26 protein-coding genes and 1 pseudogene are annotated in these 23226 nt (G+C 58.7%); 14 read left to right on the forward strand and 13 right to left on the reverse strand.

The window, feature by feature from the left end; genetic code table 11:
* Positions 1-104: 104 nt before the first annotated feature.
* The 4 genes from xth to ACYG9Y_RS05625 all read right to left on the reverse strand — a co-directional run bounded on the left by xth (position 105) and on the right by ACYG9Y_RS05625 (position 1905).
* Positions 105-881 carry an exodeoxyribonuclease III gene (gene xth, locus ACYG9Y_RS05610; RefSeq protein WP_023739552.1) on the reverse strand — a complete coding sequence of 259 codons (777 nt, stop codon included), beginning with the start codon at positions 879-881 and terminating at the stop codon, positions 105-107.
* Between the two features lie 68 nt (positions 882-949).
* The gene (locus ACYG9Y_RS05615; RefSeq protein WP_245259911.1) at positions 950-1162 is read right to left on the reverse strand and encodes a hypothetical protein; all 213 of its coding nucleotides are present in this window, start codon (positions 1160-1162) and stop codon (positions 950-952) included.
* Entirely contained in the window at positions 1159-1314 is a 156-nt protein-coding gene (locus tag ACYG9Y_RS05620) for a hypothetical protein (RefSeq protein WP_155929676.1), read from the reverse strand. The genes ACYG9Y_RS05615 and ACYG9Y_RS05620 overlap by 4 nt, the downstream gene beginning before the upstream one ends.
* A 63-nt stretch (positions 1315-1377) precedes the next feature.
* Positions 1378-1905, reverse strand: a complete 528-nt coding sequence (locus tag ACYG9Y_RS05625) for a YciE/YciF ferroxidase family protein (protein ID WP_023681150.1) — start codon at positions 1903-1905, stop codon at positions 1378-1380.
* 413 nt (positions 1906-2318) lie between these two features.
* Here ACYG9Y_RS05625 and ACYG9Y_RS05630 point away from each other — a divergent pair, with 413 nt between their 5' ends.
* Complete coding sequence (locus ACYG9Y_RS05630) at positions 2319-3719, forward strand: phospholipase D family protein (RefSeq protein ID WP_023700029.1); 1401 nt, start codon at positions 2319-2321, stop codon at positions 3717-3719.
* A gap of 91 nt (positions 3720-3810) precedes the next feature.
* Here the strand turns inward: ACYG9Y_RS05630 and ACYG9Y_RS05635 are convergent, their stop codons facing one another.
* Together ACYG9Y_RS05635 and ACYG9Y_RS05640 are read right to left on the reverse strand one after the other, a co-directional pair.
* Positions 3811-4008: a hypothetical protein gene (locus tag ACYG9Y_RS05635; protein WP_023700030.1), complete on the reverse strand. Its 198-nt coding sequence runs from the start codon at positions 4006-4008 to the stop codon at positions 3811-3813.
* 171 nt (positions 4009-4179) lie between these two features.
* Positions 4180-5172, reverse strand: coding sequence for a YihY/virulence factor BrkB family protein (locus tag ACYG9Y_RS05640; RefSeq protein WP_023739551.1), 993 nt, complete (start codon positions 5170-5172; stop codon positions 4180-4182).
* Positions 5173-5365: 193 nt separating this feature from the next.
* On the opposite strand from ACYG9Y_RS05640, the gene ACYG9Y_RS05645 reads away from it, so the two are divergent.
* From ACYG9Y_RS05645 to ligD, 3 genes are all read left to right on the forward strand, one after another.
* Positions 5366-5590, forward strand: a complete 225-nt coding sequence (locus ACYG9Y_RS05645; protein WP_155921617.1) for a hypothetical protein — start codon at positions 5366-5368, stop codon at positions 5588-5590.
* Entirely contained in the window at positions 5587-5880 is a 294-nt protein-coding gene (locus ACYG9Y_RS05650) for a hypothetical protein (protein WP_023739550.1), read from the forward strand. Before ACYG9Y_RS05645 ends, ACYG9Y_RS05650 begins: the two co-directional genes overlap by 4 nt.
* A gap of 162 nt (positions 5881-6042) precedes the next feature.
* Positions 6043-8685: a DNA ligase D gene (gene ligD / locus ACYG9Y_RS05655; protein ID WP_023739549.1), complete on the forward strand. Its 2643-nt coding sequence runs from the start codon at positions 6043-6045 to the stop codon at positions 8683-8685.
* Between the two features lie 55 nt (positions 8686-8740).
* On the opposite strand, the gene ACYG9Y_RS05660 is transcribed toward ligD, so the two are convergent.
* A complete protein-coding gene (locus ACYG9Y_RS05660; RefSeq protein WP_023712194.1) occupies positions 8741-8974 on the reverse strand; it encodes a GFA family protein in 234 nt (77 codons plus the stop codon).
* Positions 8975-8994: 20 nt separating this feature from the next.
* On the opposite strand from ACYG9Y_RS05660, the gene ACYG9Y_RS05665 reads away from it, so the two are divergent.
* The 4 genes from ACYG9Y_RS05665 (at position 8995) to ACYG9Y_RS05680 (ending at position 12420) form a co-directional block, all read left to right on the forward strand.
* Positions 8995-9240, forward strand: coding sequence for a hypothetical protein (locus ACYG9Y_RS05665; RefSeq protein WP_245260466.1), 246 nt, complete (start codon positions 8995-8997; stop codon positions 9238-9240).
* 160 nt (positions 9241-9400) lie between these two features.
* Entirely contained in the window at positions 9401-9625 is a 225-nt protein-coding gene (locus ACYG9Y_RS05670; RefSeq protein WP_023712192.1) for a hypothetical protein, read from the forward strand.
* A 290-nt stretch (positions 9626-9915) separates the two neighbouring features.
* Positions 9916-11406 (forward strand): alpha,alpha-trehalose-phosphate synthase (UDP-forming), encoded by a 1491-nt coding sequence (locus ACYG9Y_RS05675; protein WP_245260465.1) that lies wholly within the window; start codon positions 9916-9918, stop codon positions 11404-11406.
* Positions 11407-12156: 750 nt separating this feature from the next.
* Complete coding sequence (locus tag ACYG9Y_RS05680; protein WP_023681159.1) at positions 12157-12420, forward strand: hypothetical protein; 264 nt, start codon at positions 12157-12159, stop codon at positions 12418-12420.
* Positions 12421-12642: 222 nt separating this feature from the next.
* Here ACYG9Y_RS05680 and ACYG9Y_RS05685 read toward each other — a convergent pair whose 3' ends face one another.
* Together ACYG9Y_RS05685 and ACYG9Y_RS05690 are read right to left on the reverse strand one after the other, a co-directional pair.
* Positions 12643-12933 carry a hypothetical protein gene (locus ACYG9Y_RS05685; protein ID WP_031253272.1) on the reverse strand — a complete coding sequence of 97 codons (291 nt, stop codon included), beginning with the start codon at positions 12931-12933 and terminating at the stop codon, positions 12643-12645.
* A 2-nt stretch (positions 12934-12935) separates the two neighbouring features.
* Positions 12936-13490 (reverse strand): response regulator, encoded by a 555-nt coding sequence (locus tag ACYG9Y_RS05690; protein WP_050588792.1) that lies wholly within the window; start codon positions 13488-13490, stop codon positions 12936-12938.
* A 158-nt stretch (positions 13491-13648) separates the two neighbouring features.
* Between ACYG9Y_RS05690 and ACYG9Y_RS05695 the strand changes: the two genes are divergently transcribed.
* Positions 13649-16762 (forward strand): CheR family methyltransferase, encoded by a 3114-nt coding sequence (locus ACYG9Y_RS05695; RefSeq protein ID WP_023739545.1) that lies wholly within the window; start codon positions 13649-13651, stop codon positions 16760-16762.
* Positions 16759-17175 (forward strand): response regulator, encoded by a 417-nt coding sequence (locus tag ACYG9Y_RS05700; protein ID WP_023700039.1) that lies wholly within the window; start codon positions 16759-16761, stop codon positions 17173-17175. The genes ACYG9Y_RS05695 and ACYG9Y_RS05700 overlap by 4 nt, the downstream gene beginning before the upstream one ends.
* A gap of 181 nt (positions 17176-17356) precedes the next feature.
* On the opposite strand, the gene ACYG9Y_RS05705 is transcribed toward ACYG9Y_RS05700, so the two are convergent.
* The 3 genes and pseudogenes from ACYG9Y_RS05705 to ACYG9Y_RS05715 all read right to left on the reverse strand — a co-directional run bounded on the left by ACYG9Y_RS05705 (position 17357) and on the right by ACYG9Y_RS05715 (position 19485).
* Positions 17357-17602, reverse strand: a complete 246-nt coding sequence (locus tag ACYG9Y_RS05705) for a hypothetical protein (protein ID WP_023725497.1) — start codon at positions 17600-17602, stop codon at positions 17357-17359.
* Between the two features lie 90 nt (positions 17603-17692).
* A pseudogene (locus ACYG9Y_RS05710) lies at positions 17693-18095 on the reverse strand (SDR family NAD(P)-dependent oxidoreductase); the annotation flags it as partial.
* 604 nt (positions 18096-18699) lie between these two features.
* Positions 18700-19485, reverse strand: a complete 786-nt coding sequence (locus ACYG9Y_RS05715; RefSeq protein WP_031253273.1) for an SDR family NAD(P)-dependent oxidoreductase — start codon at positions 19483-19485, stop codon at positions 18700-18702.
* A gap of 531 nt (positions 19486-20016) precedes the next feature.
* On the opposite strand from ACYG9Y_RS05715, the gene ACYG9Y_RS05720 reads away from it, so the two are divergent.
* The 4 genes from ACYG9Y_RS05720 to ACYG9Y_RS05735 are packed head-to-tail and all read left to right on the forward strand — an operon-like array spanning position 20017 to position 22386.
* Entirely contained in the window at positions 20017-20475 is a 459-nt protein-coding gene (locus tag ACYG9Y_RS05720) for a hypothetical protein (protein ID WP_245260464.1), read from the forward strand.
* Positions 20472-21692 carry an NRAMP family divalent metal transporter gene (locus ACYG9Y_RS05725; RefSeq protein WP_023739541.1) on the forward strand — a complete coding sequence of 407 codons (1221 nt, stop codon included), beginning with the start codon at positions 20472-20474 and terminating at the stop codon, positions 21690-21692. Before ACYG9Y_RS05720 ends, ACYG9Y_RS05725 begins: the two co-directional genes overlap by 4 nt.
* Entirely contained in the window at positions 21689-22051 is a 363-nt protein-coding gene (locus tag ACYG9Y_RS05730) for a hypothetical protein (RefSeq protein ID WP_245260463.1), read from the forward strand. Before ACYG9Y_RS05725 ends, ACYG9Y_RS05730 begins: the two co-directional genes overlap by 4 nt.
* Positions 22052-22053: 2 nt before the next feature.
* The gene (locus ACYG9Y_RS05735) at positions 22054-22386 is read left to right on the forward strand and encodes a hypothetical protein (RefSeq protein ID WP_023681169.1); all 333 of its coding nucleotides are present in this window, start codon (positions 22054-22056) and stop codon (positions 22384-22386) included.
* An 80-nt stretch (positions 22387-22466) separates the two neighbouring features.
* On the opposite strand, the gene ACYG9Y_RS05740 is transcribed toward ACYG9Y_RS05735, so the two are convergent.
* Positions 22467-23042, reverse strand: coding sequence for a GNAT family N-acetyltransferase (locus tag ACYG9Y_RS05740; RefSeq protein WP_245260462.1), 576 nt, complete (start codon positions 23040-23042; stop codon positions 22467-22469).
* Positions 23043-23226: the final 184 nt, after the last annotated feature.

Below are 23226 nucleotides of genomic sequence, written 5' to 3' on the forward strand. Positions count from 1 at the left end.
TGAATCGCTTGGCGCCGGCAGTCCTCATTGTTGGCGATAGACATGCGGCCAAATCTAATCACGAAGGAGCGCCACCAGGTCTTCAGGCTCCTTGCCGAGGAAGCTCAATCAAGTTCTATCCAGGCTGGCGCATGATCGCTCGGCTTGTCCCATGCACGCGTTTCGGCATCTACTCCGGCATTCTTCAGGCGATCCAATAGGGATGAACTCAGCAAGAGATGGTCCATCCGGAGCCCGGAACTCCGATCGTACCCGCCGCGGTAGGAGAAGTTCCAATAGGTGTAAATTCCCTTTTCTGGATGAATGCGACGGACGGCATCGATCCAGCCCTGAGCAAGCATTTCGGCGTACGCGCTCCGGCTCTCGGGGAAGTAAACGGCATCGCCAACCCAGCGCCCCGGCACCGCCGCGTCGATCGAGCCTGGAACGACGTCATAGTCGCCGCACAGGATGGTCGGTGAGCTATCGCCGAGCAGCACCTGGCCATAGGTGATCAAACGTTGGAACCAGCGAAGTTTGTAGTCGAACTTCGGCCCCGGCGCTGGATTGCCATTGGGCAAATACAGGCAGCCGACAACAAGCCCATTCACATCTGCCTCGATGTAGCGGCTGTGCGAATCGTCGGGATCGCCCGGCAGACCTCGACGACGTTCCAGCGGCTCAATCCCGCGAGCGAGGATTGCCACGCCATTGTAGGACTTCTGTCCGTGCCAGATTGCGCCATAGCCGGCGTTTCTAATCGCATCGACGGGATATTTTTCGTCAGAGGTCTTCAGTTCTTGAAGGCAGACGATGTCATAGCCGGTTTCGCCAAGCCACTTGAGAAGCACTGGCAGTCGGCCGTTGACGCCATTGACGTTGAAGGTTGCGATGCGGGTCATCTCGACGATTTAACGTCTTTGCGCCGCTTCGATGCGACATAGGGTCGGTAGCCAAATCTTGCCTTTTGTCATCGTCCATCTGCATTTTTGCTCGAAGCATTGGTGCTTTGACCGGAAGCAGCGGATGTCTTTGCATCTTTGGAATGCGCGGCAATCGCCGGACCCGCGCCGGTAGCTTTACGCATATCGCCGCTCCCCTTGCCGTCAGTCGATTTCTTGCTCAACAGTCCTGAGAAATATTTTCCAAAGAAGCCCATCCGACTCTCCATCTTGGCGCTCATTCGGCGCCTTTGCGGGCCCTGAACTCATCTCTGCGCTGTTCTCGCAACTGCCGAGGATCGCTGCGCGAACCACCAAGGGCGCGGCGCCTGACCAGCGCGGCCGAACACTCAAGCAGGAAACATTCCAGTCCTTTGTAGATATGCGTGATCATGTCCTTCATCTCCCGGGACCGCCTCGGCACATAGGTCGCCGAGGCGGTTGGGTAGGCGATCAATCAAGCCGCTTTCCGTTCTGCCGCTCGTTCGTTGACGCCGGCTTCACCGAGGGCAGTCAGCGCCTCGTCGGTGGCCTTCTCCTCCTCAAGTGTCGCATTGAGGAGCGCAACCACGTCATCCTTGCCGAGCGTCGTAGCCCAGGCAATCAGGGTTCCATACCTGGCAATCTCATAGTGCTCCACGGCTTGCGCGGCACCGACGAGCCCTGCATCGAGCGAAGTCGAACCCTTGTACTCCTGAAGGATTTCAGATCCTTCCTCCAGGATGCCGTCGATCGCCGGGCAGGTTTTGCCGCGCGCGGCCGCGCCGAGAATCTCGAAGACCTCCTCCAGACGTTCGACCTGCCCCTCGGTTTCAGCGAGGTGCTTCTCGAATGCTGCCGAAACTTGCTCTTCGGATGCGCCTTTGGCCATCTTCGGCAAGGCTTTCAGAATTTTCTTCTCGGCATAGTAGATGTCTTTGAGGCCATCGAGGAAAAGGTCCTCCAGGTCCTTGTTGTTGCCATTGGCTTTCTTGGCAGTGGGCATTGTGCCGTCTCCTCTGTTGAAAATTGCCCGTCGCGAGCATTTTCTTAACTCGGAAACCCGAACCCGGTTCCGGGATAATGGAGATATCTAAATTTAAAGGGTCCTGCGCTTCACTGAGAACAACGACCACGTCATTCTCGTCGAAGAGCCGCGGCGGGGCGCACGCCATCGGGCTCCCGCCAACGGTCGTGCGGTCTGACTGCAGGAGACGCAAGTTCCGCGGCGGCAGCAGAGCAGTCGGGGCAACGCCTCTCAAGCCTCCTGACCGCTCTGCAGCCGCTTGATTGCTGGCCCTGCTTGCATCCAGCAATTGGGTGATTGGACAATGCGTATGCAACCAGAATACCTCAGAATGGTTCTAGCTATGATTTGAGCGGGATGGCAGCGAGCACCGTCCAAAGGTGGCAATTTTTATGGACGTATCACTTTCGCGAACCGCAGACGACAACATCAAAACCGGCAAGAGCGGCTTGCTGCTTGTCTCGGACAATTATGACGCTTTCGCTGTGCGCGTGCTGGCGGCAAGGAGCGCTGAGCGCAGCCTCGACCTGATGTATTACCTTTGGCATGATGACCACACCGGCCGCTTGCTGCTTCGCGAGGTTTTTCGAGCTGCTGAGCGCGGTGTTCGGGTGCGCATGCTCCTTGACGACGTCAATCCGCGTAAAAATGATGCGGCATATCTGGCGCTGAACAACCATCCAAACATCGAATTGAAGTTGTTCAATCCGAGCGGTATCAGGCGCGGCCGGATCATGCGTGGTGTGGAAGTGCTGTTGCGGCTCTTTGCATTGACGCGACGGATGCACAACAAGGCTTGGATCGTTGACGACAAATTTGCCATTGTCGGCGGTCGGAATGTTGGCGATGCCTATTTCGATGCGGCAGAAACCAATTTCCGGGACCTCGATCTGCTGCTCCTGGGGCCTGCGGTACGGCAAACCGCGGCGATATTCGATGCCTTCTGGGCTTGCAATGAAGCCAAGCCAATCAAAACCTTGGGATCAGTGGCTGAGCATGAGCATGCCAAATGGCTTGAAGGAAGCGATACCGGCCCCGATCCCAAATTCTTGAACGGCATCGGCAACCGGGGCTCGATCACGGAGTTTATTGCGGCCAGCAACGACGTTCATTGGGTGGATGGCGTGCGGGTCATTTCCGATCCGCCGGAGAAGGTTCGTGGTTGGAGACGTCGCAGCTGGCTTATGAAAGAGCTGCGTCCGATCATCCAATCCACGCGCGGGTGTCTGGAAATTGTGTCGCCCTATTTCATCCCCGGCAAAAGGGGCACAGCGATCTTGCTGGACCTTGTCGGCGCCGGTGTTGACGTTTCGGTTCTGACCAATTCCCTGGCCGCCACGGACGTCGCCGCAGTCCATGGCGCTTACGCAAATTATCGCAAGCGGCTGCTGAGGAATGGCGTCAATATTTTCGAGCTTCAGCCGTTCAACCGGCGCTCCGCAATCTCGGTGTTTGGCTCGAAGGGCGCCAGTCTGCATACGAAAGCTTTCACCGTCGACGACAATATCGGCTTCGTCGGTTCCTTCAATTTCGATCCACGGTCAGTGTCCTTGAACTCGGAAATGGGCGTGCTGTTTGAGGATCCGAAATTGGTCGCCGAGCTGCGGCATCGATTCCAATCGGAAATATCTCCGGAAACAAGCTATCGGCTCGAACTGAAGCACAATGTTCTGCATTGGCATGGATGCGGCGAAGGCAAGATTCAGGACTATACGCATGAACCAGAAGCCGGATTTTTTCGCCGTATCCTGGCGGTCTTCGTCCGTCACCTCCCGATCGAATCTCAGCTCTAGCATCTGATGATGGCCGAGGACCTCGCGATCTCAGCGAATTGCCCTGCCGGGGATCGCGTGAGCGAAACGTGAAACCCTGATCTACCACGGGTCAGCCAGACCGCATCACACCCGGTTCTTCGACAACCGCGTCGCCAATCCCATGCTGTCCGGCGTCCGGATCACTCGGCAACACGTCGGAAAAATTGACTGTGGCGACCAGGTATCCGGCTTCATCGTAGACCTTGATAGTCGATCCCGATTGCTTGGTTCCTGACCCAGGATCCGCCGCCACCGCTACGCGCGCCATCTCTATTGCTCTCGGACTGGCCATCTCCGCACTCGCTAGCTCTTCCTCGAGAGCGGTAGTCTGGCCGGATACTGTCGTCTCAAAGCGGAATTTGGCATGGGCAACCTCCTGTTCCTATGCAATTCCGGTGTCCGGGTTGCGTTCCAAAGAAACAGAATTGGTGGGAAGCAGCTAAGATCGCCGCGATGGCCAGACCCGTGTCGCCACGAAGGTCAGCAAACCCGTGATCACAATCCAGGCCTGCACCTCGCGCTGGATGGTTGGCCCAGGGTTCGATGTCTGTCGCGACGGGCTCTCTGCCTCCACTATCGGTTGAAGGTCGGACCGACTGCCGAGACGGACGGAATAGGCCCGCGTGAACTCGGCGCCGAGCAGGAATATCTCAGACGAATAGTAAACCCAAAGCAGCACGACCAGCAGTGCACCCGCCGCGCCATAGGAGGATGCGATCGCGCTGGTTCCGATATACCAGCCAATCAGCGACTTGCCGATGGTGAAGAGCAAAGCGGTCACTGCCGCGCCAATTGCGACATCGCGCCAAGCGAGCGACCGGTCCGGCAGGATCTTGAAGATCGCGGCAAACAGAGCGGAAATCAGCACGAACGATACAATGCCGTTTATCGACGCGAGAATGATCGTGCCGAACGGCAGATGGGCGTTGATGGCAGCGCCAAGTGCGGAAATGGCGGCGCTCGCCGCCAACGAGACAAGCAGTAGAAATCCCAACGCTGCAACCAGACCCAGGCTGGCCGCCCGCGCCCGCACCAATCGCGACACAGACATGGGTGGTGGCTCAATCTTCCAGATTGTGTTGAGCGAAAGCTGCATTTCGCCAAACACCCCTGAGGCTGTCACGAAGAGGGTGACAATGCCCACCAAAGTGGCAACAGTGCCGGCGGTTCTGTGAGAAGCGCTTTCGATGGTGCTGCGCAGAAGGTCGCCGGTTTGCGATCCCATCACGCCTGCGATTTCGGCCGACAGAGCGAGTTGAGCTGCTTCATGCCCAAAGACAAGTCCAGCAATCGCAACAACGATCAACAAGATCGGGGCCAGGGACGTAACGGCATAGAATGCCATCGCCGCACCGTGGCTGAGGGCATTGTCGTTGATGAATCCGAGGATGCTCTCCTTGCCAAGAACCCAGGCTTCGCGTGCCACCCGCATGGGGAATTCCTTTTACCTCAACGAGCAACCTAATGCTGTCGGCAACGAAAGCGAGACCTGCCGCCAGTGCGCGAGGCGCGATTGCCGAGACACGCCCGCTTGTCTCTGCACCTACGGCCAGAAATGTTCCATGCGGCGCCGGAACTCGCCGGGCTCGTAATGGTTATCGGTCATCCGATTGGAGTGATCAAAAATGCCTGATAATGAAAACCGTCGCGAGACCGGCGCAACGAAGTACCCGGCTAGAACAGGTCCTGATCCTTCGGATGCGTTCTCTCAGGATGCGGCCGGCAACAAGAAACCCAAGAGTGGGGTCGGTCTGACGCGGCCAGTCAACGAAGTGGATGACAAGACGCACCAATCCGATGGCCAGAACGCCCCGGCGAGGCCGGGCGGCGGAAACACGGTCAAGCCATGAACGTTGCCAATCTTCAGCTTGAAGGGTTGATGATGGCGGTCGCGTCAATCAACAATCTGCTCGTTCACAAAGGTCTGCTGTCAATTGACGAGATCGATACCGCCCTGCGAAAGGCAGAGGCGTCCATGACAAGTGACGAGCGGACCTACGAAGACATGACACCGGCCAACCGTGACGCGATCTGCTTCCCGATCCGGCTTCTGCAGATCGCAAACAACGCGCAAGGCGAACTGGACATCCCACCATTTTCAGAGCTTGCAAAAATGGTTGGGCAAACCAAGGAACCTTAACGTCAGCGGTGACGACACCTGTAGTCTCCGTGAAGGCCTCATTTGACGCCGATGCCACTCTGAAGCGGAAAAGCAGCATCGGCGTCGTCTCGGCTATGAACCGAACCAAATCTCACCCACTGCGTTGAGTCCCGGCGTTGCGTCATTAGTCGGGGCACTTCCATGAAAACGGGCGAGCTTTCAACCTACCGGGCCAAAAGGGATTTCGCGAAGACGAAAGAGCCCAGCGGCGAAAGCTCGATTGCGGGTTCGAACCGACTCCGGTTCGTCATCCAAAAACACGCGGCCACGCGGCTGCACTATGATCTTCGCCTCGAGCTTGGCGGGGTCTTCAAATCATGGGCTGTGACCAAAGGTCCATCACTGGATCCTCACGACAAACGACTTGCCGTGGAGGTTGAGGATCACCCGCTGGAGTACGGCGACTTCGAAGGCACGATTCCCAAAGGACAATATGGTGGCGGCACGGTGCAGTTGTGGGATCGCGGATATTGGGAACCGGAAGGCGCCATGTCTCCCGAAAAGTCGTTGGAAAAAGGCGACCTGAAATTCACGCTGCAGGGCAAGCGCCTGCATGGAAGCTTCGTCCTCGTGCGCATGAAGCATGACCGCAATGGCGGGAAGCGGACCAACTGGCTGCTGATAAAACACCGCGACAAATACGCGACAGAGGGCAATGGCGATGCGGTGCTGGCTCAGGATCGATCCGTCGCCTCGGGTCGGAGCATGGAGAGGATTGCAGCGGGGAAGGGGGCAGGTCCGAAGCCGTTCATGATGAAAGGTTCATCGTTGGCCGATGCGGATGCCGTTTGGGACAGCAAGCGCGGCCATGCCGACAAGCGCGCCGCCAAGTCGGCAAAGCCTGCTCCGCGGCCGAAGCGAGCCGCTGGTGCCTCAGCGGCGAAGATGCCCGACTTCATCCCACCACAGCTTTGCGCAACGCTTTCCCGGCCGCCGGCCGGGACGAACTGGGTTCACGAAATCAAGTTTGACGGTTATCGCGTCCAGTTGCGCGTGGAAGACAAGGACATCGCCCTTAAGACCCGCAAGGGTCTTGACTGGACGGAGAAATTTGGCGCCATCGCAAAGGAGGCCGCCAGCCTCCCCAACGTCATCATCGACGGCGAAATCGTAGCGCTTGACGAGAACGGCGCGCCCGATTTTGCCGCACTGCAGGCGGCGCTGTCGGAGCGCCGGACGAAAGACCTGATCTACTTTGCTTTTGACCTGCTCTTCGCTAATGGCGTCGATCTGCGAAAGATGCCTCTCTCACAACGGAAGGAACGTCTGAGCGAGATGCTCGGCGAAGTCGATCGCGGCGCGCAAAATCTCATCCGCTATGTCGAGCACTTCAGCAATGGCGGCGACGCGGTGCTGCGTTCTGCCTGTCGCCTTTCGCTTGAGGGGATTGTCTCCAAGAGGGCCGATGCAACCTATGTTTCGGGGAGGACCGACACCTGGGCCAAATCGAAATGCCGCGCCGGGCATGAGGTGGTCATCGGCGGCTGGTCGACGACCAACGGCAAATTCCGGTCATTGCTCGTCGGCGTCAATCGCGGTGAACATTTCGCCTATATCGGCCGTGTGGGGACCGGATTCAGCGAGGCAAAGGTCAAGCAGCTGATGCCCAGGCTGCAGGAGATGAAAGCCGCGACGTCGCCGTTTACCGGCGATGGCGCACCGAAAAGGAATTCAACCGTCTTCTGGACGAAGCCGGAATTGGTCGCGGAAATCGAGTTCGCCGGCTGGACCGGGGGTGGCAATATCCGGCAGGCCGCCTTCAAAGGCCTGCGTGAAGACAAGCCCGCAAAAGACGTCGAGGCCGAGCGTCCAGCTGATCCTCAAGAGACGCCGATTGCCGACCCTGCCAAGGTGACTGGCAAGACAGGAAAAAGCCCGGTTGTCATGGGCGTCATCATTTCCAAGCCGGACAAGCCGCTTTGGCCGAATGCCGGCGACGGTCAGCCCGTCGACAAGCTCGATCTTGCAGAATATTTCGAGACCGTTGGCCCCTGGATGATCAGACATATCAAAGGTCGTCCCTGTTCACTCGTGCGCGCGCCGGATGGCTACGCCGGCGAGCAGTTTTTCCAGCGCCACGCAATGCCAGGCACATCCAATCTGCTGGAACTGGTAAAAGTCTTCGGCGATCACAAACCGTATCTGCAAATCGACCGCGTCGAGGGTCTGGCCGCGATCGCCCAGATAGGCGGCCTTGAGCTTCACCCCTGGAATTGCCAGCCGGGTCATCCCGAAATACCTGGCCGACTTGTCTTCGACCTTGACCCCGGTCCGGAAGTCCCTTTTGCGAAGGTGGTCGCGGCAGCCAAGGAAATGCGCGATCGTCTCGAAGATCTGGGCTTGGTGAGCTTCTGCAAAACCACGGGGGGCAAAGGCTTGCATGTCGTGACGCCATTGGCGGCCGAACGCAGCAAGACGACATGGGCCGAGGCCAAGGCCTTCGCAAAGGCCGTCTGCATCCAGATGGCGGCAGATAGCCCGGATCTCTACCTCGTCAACATGGCCAAGAAGCTGCGGACATCCCGGATTTTTCTCGACTATCTCAGGAATGATCGCATGGCGACAGCCGTCGCCCCTCTCTCCCCTCGCGCCAGGGAAGGCGCGACTGTATCCATGCCGCTGACCTGGAGTCAGGTGAAGGCGGATCTCGATCCGAAAAAATACACCGTTCGCACGGTTCCGGGCCACCTGAAAAAGACCGTCGCCTGGGCCGACTACGACGATGGCGAACGGTCGATCAGCATCGCCATCAAACGGATCGGTTCAGCAAAGCTCGCCGCATGACGACGTCGGTTCGCGCTGGCTTGCAGGTACGAGGCCCAAAGTCCAACCTCCTGCCTCACCGGTCTCTGGGATTGCCCAGGGCGGGGTCGCGCGCCCGGGTGTAGCCCTCGACGCGAGGCAAACCGTCATCCATCCTGATAAACGGCAGTCGCATTTCCCAATAGGCTTGAGCTTGGGGATGGAACTTCTCGGGCGCGTCCATGAATCCGATCGAGATGTAGAACTCGTTTGGCAAGCCTTCATCGGTGTACCCAATCGAGGTGCCACATTCCGAACAGAAGGAGCGCACGACGCCCCTGGTTTTCGAGAATGTTTTTGGTTTTGGGCCGAGCCAATCGACCTGATCTGGACGATAGCCAATCCAGATCGTCAGTGGGCGCCGATCGCTCGTCGGCAGTCATCGTCGTGGTCGAAACAAATCCAAAAGGGATCGCCACTGAATTCAGCTGTGATGGCTCCGCAAAAGCAACGCCCTCGATCAATCCGGGCCGGTTTTCTGATCGTCGTTCGGGGTTTGTCGTCCATGGTAATCTTCCGGCCAGCGTGGTGGCGTAACGCCGCGGACGGCAAGCAGTTCCTTTGGACGTCAGAGAGCCGCAGACGCGCAACCGGCGGGCTGCTCGTCAATATCATTTGAGGCAGGTCAGGCCTTAATTTGTTGGGAACATTTTTTCAGGTCCGCACTTTGTTCGCCGTCTGACCAAAGGAGGCGACCTTGAAAACACGACGCATCGACAGGGAAAAGATCGAGAGGGCGGATCGAGAAGCCAAGTTGCTGTTGCAAGCGGAGCGGCATGCCAGGGAAGCCAAGACGGCGCGGCTTAGAGAACAGCGACAGTTATTGGAGGCATCGATAGCGCAGACCCCGCCCGCGCCCGCAGCGGTAAAGCCGCCGCCCCGTCAACGAAAGCCGACGCGCAAGGTAATCGAGGTGGACTGACGGTTTGGTCAGTTGACGCTTTTGCCAAGGTGGGGAGTTGATATGACAGGGCAGGAGATCCGGCAGCATGAATACCAAAGCGGTAAGTCCGGCCGTCGCCAAAGCCACGGCTGCTCGGCATGCTGGATCAAGGCCTCATCACCGGTGCGTCCGACGACGATCCTGCGAGAGCCGCTGAAAAAGGCGCCCGAGCGGGCCGAGAACCAGCGAATCCGGCTGGACACTTACGTCGGGAACAATCGCACGCGCGGACCGTTCCCCAAGCAAATCTTCACGCTCAGGATTTGCTCTTGTTGCAGCGACCGGACGAAATTCTCAACGAGGCCTCGCAAACGGTTGGTGATCCCCTTGAGCGCGACGCCGTAGGTGGGGAGGCTGAGCTAACGGGCGATCGCGCCATCCCGCGTCGTCTGGTTGTCGTCTCGAACAGGCTGGGGAACATTCGCGATCTGCAAGCCGGCGGACTTGCTGTAGGCATCGGGGATGCGTTGGCCGAGCGTGGAGGCCTATGGCTAGGAGCAAGCGCCGAGTATCAGGACTACGCCGCGAGCGACGAACCGCTGATCCGCTTGGAACGCGTGGGAAAGATCGAGACAGCTGCGCTTACCCTGCCGTATGAGGAGTATTCGCTCTATTACAATGGCTATGCCAACAGCACGCTGTGGCCGCTTTTTCATTACCGACTGGACCTCGTGAACCACCGGGCAGAGTTTCTACAGGCTTACCGGCAGATCAATGCGCGGTTCGCGAAGGCGCTCGCAGGACTGCTGTCGGGCGACGACGACCTGGTGTGGGTTCACGACTACCACCTTATCCCCTTGGCCGCCCAGTTGCGGCGGCTGGGAGTCCGGAATCGGATCGGGTTTTTTCTTCACATACCGTTCCCGCCGCCTGACCTGTTTGTAGCCACGCCCGATCATAAAGAACTCATCGATGACCTGCTTCAATATGACGTCGTGGGGTTCCAGACCGAAACGGACGTGGGGAATTTCCGGCGCTCAGTGCAGGCGGCCAACTCCATTACTTTTGATATCAATGGTTCGGCTGAGATGAACGGCCGCACGGTGTTATCGAGGTGTTTTCCGATAGGCATCGACGTCGATTCAATCGCACGCATGGCCAATGAGGCGGCGGAGGATGTGCAGATCGATTCCATGCGCCTCCAGATTCTGGGCCTCAAGCAAATCATCGGCGTCGATCGGCTGGACTACTCCAAGGGTCTCCCCGGCCGCATGCAGGCTTTCGCGCGTCTTTTGGAAAGGCATCCGGAACACGAGCGGGCGGCAACCTATTTGCAGATTGCGTCGCCGACGCGCGAGGAGGTCAGCGCCTATGCCGACATCCGGGCCCAGCTTGAAGCAACCGCCGGCGCGGTCAACGGAAGATACGCGGATTTGGCTTGGACCCCGATCCGCTACATCCACCGTGCCGTATCACGCTCTCGGCTTGCTGGCCTGTTGCGCGCTAGCCAGGTCGGATTGGTCACGCCCCTGCGTGACGGAATGAACCTCGTCGCCAAGGAATACATAGCCGCGCAGGACGAAGCCGACCCCGGAGTGCTGGTTTTGTCGCGTTTTGCAGGTGCGGCCGAAGAACTTGCCGAATCCTTGATCGTGAACCCGTATGCGGTCGACGAGGTTGCCGATGCGATCGCAAAAGCGCTCGCGATGCCGCTTGAGGAAAGAATTGCAAGGCATAGTGCACTGCTCAAGCGCATCAGGCGCAATGACGCAGCAGAATGGCGGCGGTCATTTCTCGCCACGCTCGCGGGCGAGAACTAGCGTCTGGCATCGATGCCTGAATCCGCCCGTGTGTCACGCGTCCCACACGGTCATAGCCCGGCCATAACCCGGCTTGCCTAGCAGTTCGAAAGGCCTTGAAGCTGATCGTGTATCTTGTCCGTCCGCATCAGAACCTTTTCGCTCGTTGCCGGAAGCGCGATAGCCCGCCTCAATCGGTGGACTATCGAAGGTTCCACGGAACACACCGCCGGTCCGGTCGTTTGGGCTCTGATAGGAGATCTGCGATGACAAGGAACCCCACGCGAAAGGACAGTGATCTCTCTGAAAAAGAGGCAATCAAGTTGGCCGAAGTCACCGACGTGTCACCCGGGCAGGCCAAAGAGCTTGCAGCCGAGCACGGCAAAGACGGCACCAAGAAGGAAGCAAGGAATTACAAGGCGGAGGGCTGACTATGGCGGCCAGTGGATCCCCAAACGACAGAGACGCACGAGCCACCCTCTACGCACAAGGAGTAATGGAAGCCGAGCGTAAAGCGCGGGAAGAGAAAACGGCGCGATTGCGCAAAGCCCGTTTGGCGCATGAGGCGGTCAATCCGCCTGCACCCGAGCAGAAACCGGCAGTGCCGGAAACGCCAAAGCGGGTCGCCAAACCAGGCAGCCGAAAAGCTGGAGAAGATTAGCTTCAGCTTTCTTCAGCTGTGCCGGTGGCCGGCGCCGGGGAAGAGCAGACCGTGCGGTCGATCTGCACGATAAATTTGTACTTCATCGAATGACACAAAGGAGTCCAGTGATGACGGAGCATGTGTCCCGGAAGGAAGAACAGCGTGGCACCCGAAATGTACTCGGGTGGGGCGTCGTCATTGCGGCTGTGATCTTCGTCGCACTGCTAGCCTTCTTTGTGTTCATACCCCTTTCAGGCGGATCGTGGCAGACATCGCCAGTAAAGCGCACCCCGGAACAGAACCAAGGCGGCAATGCCCCCGCCGAGACATCACCCGCGCCCGGCGTTAAAAAGAACCCGCAAGAAAATACCGAGATGCCAGGGCAGCAGTGATCGACCTTGGGCTGCGACCCAAGTTGGCCCTGATCTTCCTGGTCTCATCGGCGTCATGATGGGATCAGGGCCTTCTGGGCGCAGGAACCGCTGAGCTATTGAGACTGGGGTTTCGCCCACATCGAGCGCAGAAAGATTACCGCAGCAGCATCGGTCTGGCGAACGAGGCGATGACGCCATCGTGGAACTCGAGGCACATCAAGATGCCTAGCTGCAGGCCGTTCAGTTGGGATTTTTCAGCTGCTTTGACAACAGCAGTTGCTGCTGCAGCTCAAGGGCGAGCTTCAACAGCCGTTCAGGTGTTTCCTCTTCCGCGATTTCGTCGAGCAGCGCTGCGAGTGCGTCGCCCTCAACAGGATCGCTGAATGAGTCAGGTTTGGTTTGCGGAGGTTTGGCCACGAGGATTTCTAGCAGGAATGCGGCCGTATTTGCAAGACGAAGCGAAGCGCTCTTGGGGAGGGGTACCGTAGCGGGGGCGGTCGACAGGGCGGCCTGCGGCAAACTATCGGACAATCTTAATTCATGATGCCAGACCTGTCGTTGCGGAGCACCTCCTCCATGAGTGTATTGAGCCATTCGCTCAAGGGAAGGTCATGCCGCGTCGACAACCGCTCCTCCAGCGCCGCCTTCAATGTCCGTTCGACGAGGCGATCGGCCGCCTGTGGGTCGCCCAGCAGCAGCCGCGCGGACAGCCTCAGTTTTGGAAGAGCGCGGAAAACATTGTCTTCACCAAGCGCTGTTGATTGCGCGGCGAGGATCCCGGCAACCGTCCTGAACCCGGCCGGCTTGGAGAGGTTTTGGGTGTACCGGAACCGCTCCGGCAGGGTGATCTGATCGTTTCCGGAGAAGAATACGAACGGGATGCCTCTGTCCGTCAGCTCGTCGGCGAGGGGAAAAACAGTCTCACCGTTGAGGTCGATGTCCAGCACCGCCCCATCCGCTGAATCGATATATCGTCGAGCCCGGCTGACTGACGACACCGGCCCCAAAACGGTCGCCCCACAATCGCTGAAATAAGAGGCAAGTTCGCTTGCCAGCAAGAATTCGTCCTCGACGAGCAGAATTCGCATGCCTAATAACATAGCAGCCCTCCGGGCTTTAAACGGCGGTCGCGTCCATCGGTTCCGTGGCTATCGGCGGTGCGGGATGGGAATTTGAGTAGGAACGGTTTACACATTGGATCGAAATCAGCGCTGCCGCGTTGCATTTCACTGAAGCAGGACAATTGATGCAAAAGCTGCCGAGGTTCCCCATAGTCGGTATTGGCGCCTCTGCGGGCGGCATTGCCGCCATGGAGGGATTTTTTCGCGGGATGCCGTCTTCGAGCGGGATGGCGTTCGTGATCGTCACGCATCTCAGCCCGGAACGGGAAAGTCTGCTGCACGAAGTGATTGCGCTTTACACCGGAATTCCGGTTCGTGTCGCTGAAGATGGAATGGATATCCATCCTGACACCGTCTACGTGATGCCGCACAATGCGATCCTCACCATCGAAAATTCCAGCCTAAAGCTGCGCCAACCGAATTCCGTGTCCAGGGAGCGCAAGCCCATCGATATCTTTTTCAGCGCGCTGGCCGAGGATCAGGGCGAATACGCCGTCGGCGTCGTCCTGTCGGGCGGCGATTCCGACGGTACGTTGGGCATCAAGGCAATCAAGGAGCATGGCGGCCTGACGCTGGCGCAACTCTCCGACGAGTCGGGTCCGAGCAATCCCGACATGCCGCGCAGCGCGATCAGTTCCGGTCTGATCGATATCGCCATCCCGGCCGATGAGATGGGTGCGAAACTCATGGAATTTGCCCATAGCTTTGAACTGCTCGACGAGCTTGAAGCTGACGATGGCAAGGCCAGTGCTTTGAAACTCCGCAAGGGCCAGGAGGAAATCTACGCGATCCTGCGCAGCCATTCGGGACATGATTTCTCGGGCTACAAGGCCAAGACGTTCTTGCGTCGCGTCAGGCGACGCATGCAAATAACGCAGAACACCGCGATCGATGCCTATATAGAGTTGCTTCGTTCAAATGCGGAGGAAGTGCGGTCGCTGTTTCGCGATCTGCTGATCAACGTGACAAATTTCTTCCGCGATACGGACGCTTTCAAGACCCTGGAAGAGACCGTCATCCCCAAACTTTTCGAAGGCAAGGACGCCAACGATACGATCCGCGTCTGGGTGCCCGGCTGCGCAACCGGCGAGGAAGTCTTCTCGATCGGAATGCTGATGCGCGAGCATATGGATACACTTTCGGCTGTGCCGCGCATCCAGATTTTCGCCACGGACATCGATGACGCGGCGTTGGGCATCGCACGTTCGGCGCGCTATCCGGAGTCATTGCTTGCGGGCGTTTCGCCTGAACGTCGCGAACGCTTCTTCAGCAATGACGGCACAAGTTTCATCTTGAGCAAGAGCGTACGTGATCTCTGCATCTTCTCGGCGCACAGCGTCATCCGTGATCCACCCTTCTCGCGCATGGACATGGTGTCGTGCCGGAACCTGCTGATCTATTTCGGCCCCGATGTGCAAAAGCAGGTTATTCCGACCTTCCACTATTCGCTGAAGCCCGGCGGCTATCTGTTCCTTGGCACCTCCGAGAGCATAAGCCAGCATGCCGATCTGTTTGCACCGGTCGACAAGAAACAACGGATATTCAAGGCACGAGAACATACGGCGCCGCCGCGGCTGCCGATCTTGTTGAATGCTGCGCCTGCAAGCAACTTTTCCAGCGCCAATGACACACATGCCCGCCGCGGCTTGTCTTATTCCCTAAGGCAAACCGTTGAAGCGCAGGTTCTCGAACGCTTCGCTCCGGCTCACGTCGTCGTCAATGGTGATGGAGATGTCGTCTATTACTCGGTCCGAACCGGCAAATATCTCGAGCCGCCGCAAGGGGTGCCGAGCAGACAATTGCTCACAATGGCACGCAGCGGCCTGCGTCTGGAATTGCGCGGCGCTTTGCGGGAAGCCGCCGAGGGCCGGCGCACGGTTGTGCGCGAAGCGATAGCCATTGAAGAAGATGAAGATCGTGTCCAATTCGTCACATTGACGATCGAGCCCTTGACTGATCGCGGCAGCGGCGAGCCGCTGTTTCTCGTCCTGTTCGAGCCGGTGGGCCAGCCGCAGCCGCGGCTGGAGGCTCTAAAGGTTCGACAGCCGGTGGCATCTGGGATTGCTGATTTCGAACGCGAGCTCCGCGATACGCGCGAGCGCCTGCAATCGACGATCGAAGAATATGAGACCGCGTTGGAGGAGTTGAAATCTTCCAATGAGGAACTCGTCTCGGTCAACGAAGAAGCCCAGTCCTCCAATGAGGAGCTCGAGGCCTCCAAGGAAGAAATGCAGTCCCTCAATGAGGAATTGAACACCATCAATGCCGAACTGGTTTCCAAGATCGAGGATCTCGATCGTGCCAACAGCGATCTGAAGAACCTGTTCGAGAGCACACAGATCGCGACTGTTTTTCTCGATACCAAGCTGGTTATCCGCAGCTTCACGCCGGCGGCGTCTTCGTTCTTCAACTTGCTGCCGACCGACATCGGAAGACCGCTGACCGATCTTGCCAGCCGGCTCGATTATCCGCACCTGCGCGACCATATTGCCCAGGTTTTCAGGGCCGGCGAGATGATCGAGCACCAGCTGCCGCGCGATAGCAACGGCATCCACTATCTCGTGCGGCTGATCCCCTACCGCGACAGCGCGCGGAAAATCCAGGGCGTGGTGGTGACCTTTGTCGATGTGACGACCATGGCTGAAGCCGAAGCCCACCAGCGGGTATTGATCTCGGAACTCAACCATCGGGTCAAGAACATGCTGGCTGTTACGGTCAGCATTGCCAGTCAGACTCTGAAAAATGCTCCCTCTTCGGAGGCTTTCGCCGAAGCGCTCATCGGTCGCCTGCGCGCCATGGCGCGGGCCTACGGAGTGCTCTCGCGCGAAAGCTGGAAAGAGGTCTCGGTCGAGGAAATCGTGCGGCAGGAAGTCGAGCCGTTCGGGCTGGAACGCATCAACACCACAGGCGAGGACATTCGGCTCAAGCCTCAGCAGGGCCTGTCGCTTGGCATGGTGATCCATGAACTTGCCACGAATGCTGGAAAATATGGCGCCTTGTCCGTGCCAAACGGCGTGGTGTCCGTGACTTGGTCGGCGTCGGATCACGGTTTTCAGCTCGAATGGTTAGAAAGCGGCGGTCCCGCTGTCAGTCCGCCTGAGAAGACGGGATTTGGTCTTTCGCTGGTGAAGGGCGAAATTGAGTATCGGCTTGGCGGAAATTTTGAAACATCTTTCGGTTCCGATGGTTTGAGCTTGCGGATTGAGTTTCCGTTTGATCATCGGGAGAGCGAAACGTGACTGCATCTCGTATCCTTGTCGTCGAAGATGAATGGCTGGTCGCGGAGGAGCACCGCGCAATCCTGGAAGAGGCCGGCTTCGCCATCGCCGGGCCAGTGCCGTCCGTTGCTCGCGCGAAAAAGCTGATCGAGAGTGAAGTCATATCTGCTGCGGTCCTGGACATTGGTCTCGGCGGCGAGACCAGCGCTGCCCTTGTCCCTCTTCTAGCGCAACGCGGAATTCCGTTTGTTTTCGTCAGTGGGTACACGGCATCCGACATCCCGCAAGATTTGCGTCATCACAAGATGCTGTCAAAACCCGTGTGGGCTGCCGCGCTGGTCGAGGCCGTGCGAAATATGCTCGGTGTTCAACCGACAGCTTTGGCAAGACACCAGGACAGCGGAACGGTGCCAACCCAACGAGAAGCCCGATAACTGCACAAAGACACTGGTTTTTCACCAGAGATGCGACGACATTCGGGTCCAGGCCCGAGCCGGCGTCGCCGGCAAGTGCCTGCGATCCGGCCGGCACGATTGGCATTCTCGCGGTCTGGCGTACTCCAGCGCTGGGCGAAAGTTCGCCACCGCGCGACGATTGGTCAGCCGTGTGAGCTTATCAAACAACGGGCAGTTCGCCCTCGGTTTTCCTCGCGTCGAATAGGACGCCAAGGCCGTAAGTGACGGCGCCAGCGGCAATCATCTCTGCCAACGCTGCGCTCGACACCGGGCAATGCGGCATGACAGCCTTGATCGCGAGTTCGGCATTCGCGATCGACACGAAATCGTGCCGTCGCTTACGGGTCTCCAGATATTGTTCGATCAACATCTGCAGTCGCCTTCTTTCTATATCATCGCCAGCCATTGGTTCCTCCTGTAGACAGACTGAAAGCCCACCACGCCTAAGGAGCGGTGGGCCTGGCGGCCCTTTTTGAGGACCGTGGACTCGAGTGAGGCGGGCAGCGTTGCTGACCAGGATGTCGAGACCGCCGAGGGGCGTTGCTGCTTCATCGACCAGCTTTCTGCAAAAGGCCTCATTGCGGATATCGCCGGCAAGCCTTTTGACCTGCCGCTTTTATTAGGTCCACCAGTTCGTCGGCGTCTTCCTGTTCTTCGGGGAGGTAGCCGAAAGCAACGTCCGCACGCTCGCGCGCGAATGCAATCGCCGCCGCACGACCGGTTCCGGAATCGCCGCCGGTTATCAGCGCTTTGCGACCGGCAAGCCTGCCTGGTCCCTTGTAGGTCGTTTCGCCGTGATCCGGGCGCGGCACCATCTTGCTGGCCAAACCCGGCCACTTCTGTTCCTGTGGCTTGAACGGCGGCTGGGGATATTGCGTCACCGGGTTCTGTTTGAGCATCGGGCTCGCAGGGCCTGCTTTAGCAGGCACTGTTCCCGTATCGGCTGACGCCGTGGAAGCATAAGCGGCGAGAATTCCTCCCGCCATGCTTCCAGCGACAAGTCTACGCGCTGCGTCTGGTACATTGTCATGCTGGTCGTGGTTCATCATGGGCTCGCTTTGACGGCAGGTGACCGTTACGGAAGTGGCACCTAACCGGCCGTCGACGCGAATGTTCCCTTGTGATTGCAGTGAGGTGTCGCTCGCCTTGCCCGTCTCGGCCGTGAGGCCGCATCACCACTTTGACACAACCTCCTGATTGTAGCGGAACGTCTTGTACAGACCGGCCCTGCTTCCAGATCGGCCGGTGGGTAATCAGAAAGGAGGGATCGATTTCGCCGTTCTGGACCATCGCCAATAAAGGTTCCAGGTAGCGTTGCGTATGCGTCTGGCCCATCCGGAAAGCCGGTCCCTCATTCATCGCCGCCAAACGGGATGTGATCGACCAGGCCAACACAGACGCCGGGAACCGAGATGGTGCCGCCTTGCGGCAGCGATAGATTGCCTCGCGCAGCACATGCGGTCTCTGCGAATGCCAGCCCGTTTGATGACGCGAAATATCAGCTCAGTCGCTGGACGCCGACCCCGGCTCGGCCATCCTACGGTGCTGTTCGGCCAAAGTGGCTGCCGGCGTGACATGCGCGGCGGCAACCTGCAGCTTGTTTTTCCAACCGCTGACGACCTGTTCATCACCGGCCATCATCGCCTCGTAACCCGTTTTGGCGACATCGGCCGGATTGTCCTTTTCATCGGTGCCGATCTTGGTATCCATCATTTCAGCGCGCTCGAAGAATCGCGTCTGCGTAGGGCCAGGCATCAGCACGGTGACCGTCACCCCGCTATCTTTCAGCTCATGGCGGAGCGCGATCGAGAAGGAATCGATGAACGCCTTCGTGCCGTTGTAGACGGCCTGGAATGTGCCGGGCATGAAGCCGGCGATCGATCCGGTGAACAGGATGCGCCCGCGACCTCGCCGGGCCATCTTGGCGCCGAGCTCATGCGCCAGATAGACCGTTCCAGTGACATTGGTGTCGATGATCCGGCGGACTTTTCGCCAGTCCTGGTCGACGAAGCCGTTGCCGAGCCCGCGTCCCGCATTGAGAAACAACAGGTCGATATCGCGATCGCCGATCTGGGAGATCAACCGATCGGCGCCCTCGACGGTCGCCAGATCGGCCTCAATGGCTTCGACCGTTACATTGTGGGTCTCAAGTGCCTCTGCCGCCTGCCGGATAGCCGGCTCGTCGGCGGCGATGATCAGGTCGTAACCGTCTTTAGCGCACAGCTTTGCGATTTCCCTTCCGATGCCACTCGAGGCGCCGGTCACCACAGCGAGTTTGGCGTCCGTCATCATATCCTCCATCTTCGTGCCATCGGAACCACGAGCGGGCACAATTGTTCCGCGGCGTTTGGGCTGGATTGATAGTGCGCTGTCATGACGGTCAGGCGAAGGTCGTCGTCGCGGTCGTCGCGCATTCATGGATGGGCCGTTGCGACAAAAACCGTTCTACGCCATGAGAACTCGCGATGGCCTACCTTCAAAAAAAGGCCCCCCGAACGCATGGATTGAGTACTCAGAACGGATCAGTTGAAGTTGGAACAAGTGGCCCGGTTGGAAGTTCGAACCGTGCAGCGTTGTTGCCCTCCCATGTTGATGCTGCGCGATCGGGTCATCCCCTCAGCCCGATCTGCCCGCGCTTCTCCGCGCCAAAGAGAAGCGCGGGCCCCCCCCCCACTTTCACGGCTGTCCGGGATGGAGCGTTTTGTTACGTTGAACTAGCCGACCTCACAGGCTCGTCGTCGGTTTCGTTTGACGAGCTCTCCGAGCGCTCTAGATCATTGATGCCGGACGCAGTTGGTTCGGGCCGGGGAGGAAATCCGCGTGGCGCATCCAACGCGCGCTGTACCCCATAACGACCGTCATTTTCCGGTTGGCTGCCTGTGCTTGCTTCTGATGCTAGCCGGGTTGGCCGGATGCTCGTCTTCCAATCAGGTGGCGCAGCAATCACGAACAGCGGCCTCCGCGGCACAGACCGTATCGATGGTGCTGGATGCCTGGGTGGAGGGAGCGGCACCGTCCGCCTATGCCACGGCCGCACTGCACTCGGTCGGAAAAACGCTGGCCGATGTCGAGGCGCAAATTCGATCGGCCGAGACCGCTGAACCAGCCGGGCGAGCAGGACTGACGGCAGCAGTCAACAGTTTGTCGGTGGCGGTGGCGCATGCCGAGGCGGGATTGCGGGTGAACAATCGCACTGAGGTGGAAAGCGCACAACAGGATCTTCGGGCGGGCATGCGCTCGCTCGCCGCTTACACCAGCGCTTTCGGACCAAAGCCGTGAAGAAGCTTCTGGAAATATCGCTTGGCGTCGTCACCAGTGTCGGAGGTTTCCTCGAAGTCGGGTCGATGGCTACGGCGGCGCAGGCGGGTGCCGCCTTCGGATTCCAGCTAATCTGGGCCATAGTTCTCGGCACCATATGCATCATCTTTTTGGTTGAAATGGCCGGTCGGTTCGCCGCGATGAGCCATCACACGATCTCAGAGGGCATTCGTGAAAGGTTTGGGTTCAACGTCTTCCTATGGCCGTTGCTCGTCGTCTTTCTCGTCAATTTCATGGTGCTGTCCGCTGAGATCGGCGGTGTGGCCATCGCACTCGAACTTGCCACCGGCATAGGCTTCCAGTGGTGGGCACTGCCGGTGGCGTTGCTGGCATGGCTGCTGCTGTGGAAAGGCACGTTTGGCTTTATCGAGAAAGGCGTTTCGGTCCTCGGCCTCGTGACGCTGTGCTTCGTCGTTGGTGCGGTGATGTTAAAGCCCGACTGGACAGCGGTCGCTGGCAGCGCCGTGCCTTCGCTGCCGGCTCACGATGCCATCAATTACTGGTTCATGGCGGCCAGCATTCTCGGCGCGTCGATCTCGCCTTATCTTTTCATGTTTTATTCCTCGGGAGCTATCGAGGACAAGTGGGATGAAAGCCACCTTGGGGCCAATCGTGCCATCGCCGGGCTGGGCATGACCTTCGGTGGGACCATTTCGATCGGCGTGTTGATCATCGCTGCTCTCGTTCTCGCGACGCACGGCATCGACCAGGTGGACGACTATCACCAACTGCCGTTGATGCTGATCCCTATATTCGGCTTCTGGGGGTTCGTTCTATTCGTTGCCTCGCTAGCCATTGCCTGTTTCGGCGCCGCACTCGAAGTCGGGTTGCAACAGGCATATCTGGTGGCACAGGGCTTTGGCTGGACCTGGGGCGAGGATCGCAAGCCGCGCGATGATCCGGGCTTCAGTGCCGTCTATACGGCATCATTGTTTTTGGCCGCCATTCCGATCATGCTTGGCCTCGACCCACTGAGGCTGACCATCTTTTCCATGGCGGTAACGGCGGCGAGCCTTCCGCTGACGGTAGTTCCATTTCTCTTCCTGCTGAATGACGAACGCTATGTCGGCGAACATCGCAACGGCATCATTTCGAATGCCGCCGTTGTCTTCATTATCGCGCTTGCCTTCGTGCTCGCCGTGGTGACAATTCCGCTGCAGATATTCGGAGGCACATGATGGAATTGATGCGTGATCTCCTGGACAAGCAGGTGTTCGACCGCCGGCGGGTCAAGATCGGCAAGGTCGACGGAGTGGTGGCTGAGTTGCGGCTGGGCAAACCACCAAGGATTGTCGCGATAGAACTCGGCTCCATCACTTTGGCGCGCCGCCTTGGCGCGCGGCCCGGGGAATGGATGGCGCAACTGGCGACGAGGGTGGGTGGCAAACGCCACGCCGAGCCACACAGGATTGCGTGGAAAAAGGTGCAGGACAACGGGCTCGACATCGAATGTGACATCGAGGTGGGCGAGACGTCGATTTTCGCCTGGCAGGACTGGTTGCGCGATCATGTCATCGGGCGCATCCCAGGAGCGTGATGATGAGGACAGTCAACCTCGAACATCTTGCCGGGCGACGCGTGCTCTCGCAGCGTGGAAAGAGCATCGGTCACATCGAAGAGATTCTCGCCGAACAGCGTGGCGACGAGCTCGTCGTTACTGAATTCCACGTTGGCATCTACGCCGCGTTCGAGCGTCTGTCGGCTTCGACCATCGGCATCGCGATGCTCGACCTGTTTCGGCTGCGCCGTCGCGACGGCCTGTACCGCATTCCCTGGGATAAACTCGATATCTCCGATCCGGCGCGACCGCGGCTGCTATGCCCGATGACCGAGCTTCCCGGATGGAAAGGGCAAAAGGACCTTCGGGAGTAGATGGCTACGGCTCGGGAGGGCTAAGGCGCCGGCGTTTTGCCGGCGAACAGCCGTTCGTGCAGATGGCGCCTCCGCAAAGATTACTGCAGGTTCTTGCGAAGGAAGATGCGGGCGTGTCCTGGAATAACGAATTCGACTTTGCCGAATTCCTCAAACCCATGAAGCCGGTAAAATTGAGGCGCCTGGAAACTGCTCGTCTCGACGACGGCTCTCTTGCATCCACGCCTAATGGCTTTCTCCTCAATCGCCATAAGAAGCTGTGATCCATAGGATCGGCCAAGCAATTTTTCAGGCAAGAAGAACATGTCGAGAAACAGGAGCCCCAGTTCCGTTCTGCCCCAAATTCCACCCCAGATCTTTCCCGAGGGGTCGGTAAGCTCCGCGCCGATCACTGCCCGGTCATCGATTCCGGTTTGTTCGATGTTGTGTCGATAGAGCGCAGCGGCCGCCTGCGTTCGTGCATCCCCGTTGTGAGCCAGAGCGATTGTAAATCCTTCGGATCGAGCCGGCATGCGTTCTGCTCCTGCGTCGGAATGGTCTTGAGATTCAACCGTCAGATTAACATCAAGGCGGCCGGTTCGCTCGCAGCTCTGATCGCCGCTTCTGTTGTAACCCGTCTTGCCCACATTCCGCATCGCGATCCGCGTCGGATGCATGCAGCCGCGCCCAACATATCGCTTTGGTGTTGAACAAAGCCCATCCTGCCCTTGTCAGGTCTCATCACAATTCGTGCGCCGTCAAGAGTGTCCACCTCGACGAAGCTGCTGCGGATCACAATCCATTACGCCGGGAACAATGAGAAAAACCTGTCGTTGGGAAAGCGATCGCAATTCGGCGATT

Source organism: Mesorhizobium sp. W050, from assembly GCF_054719535.1.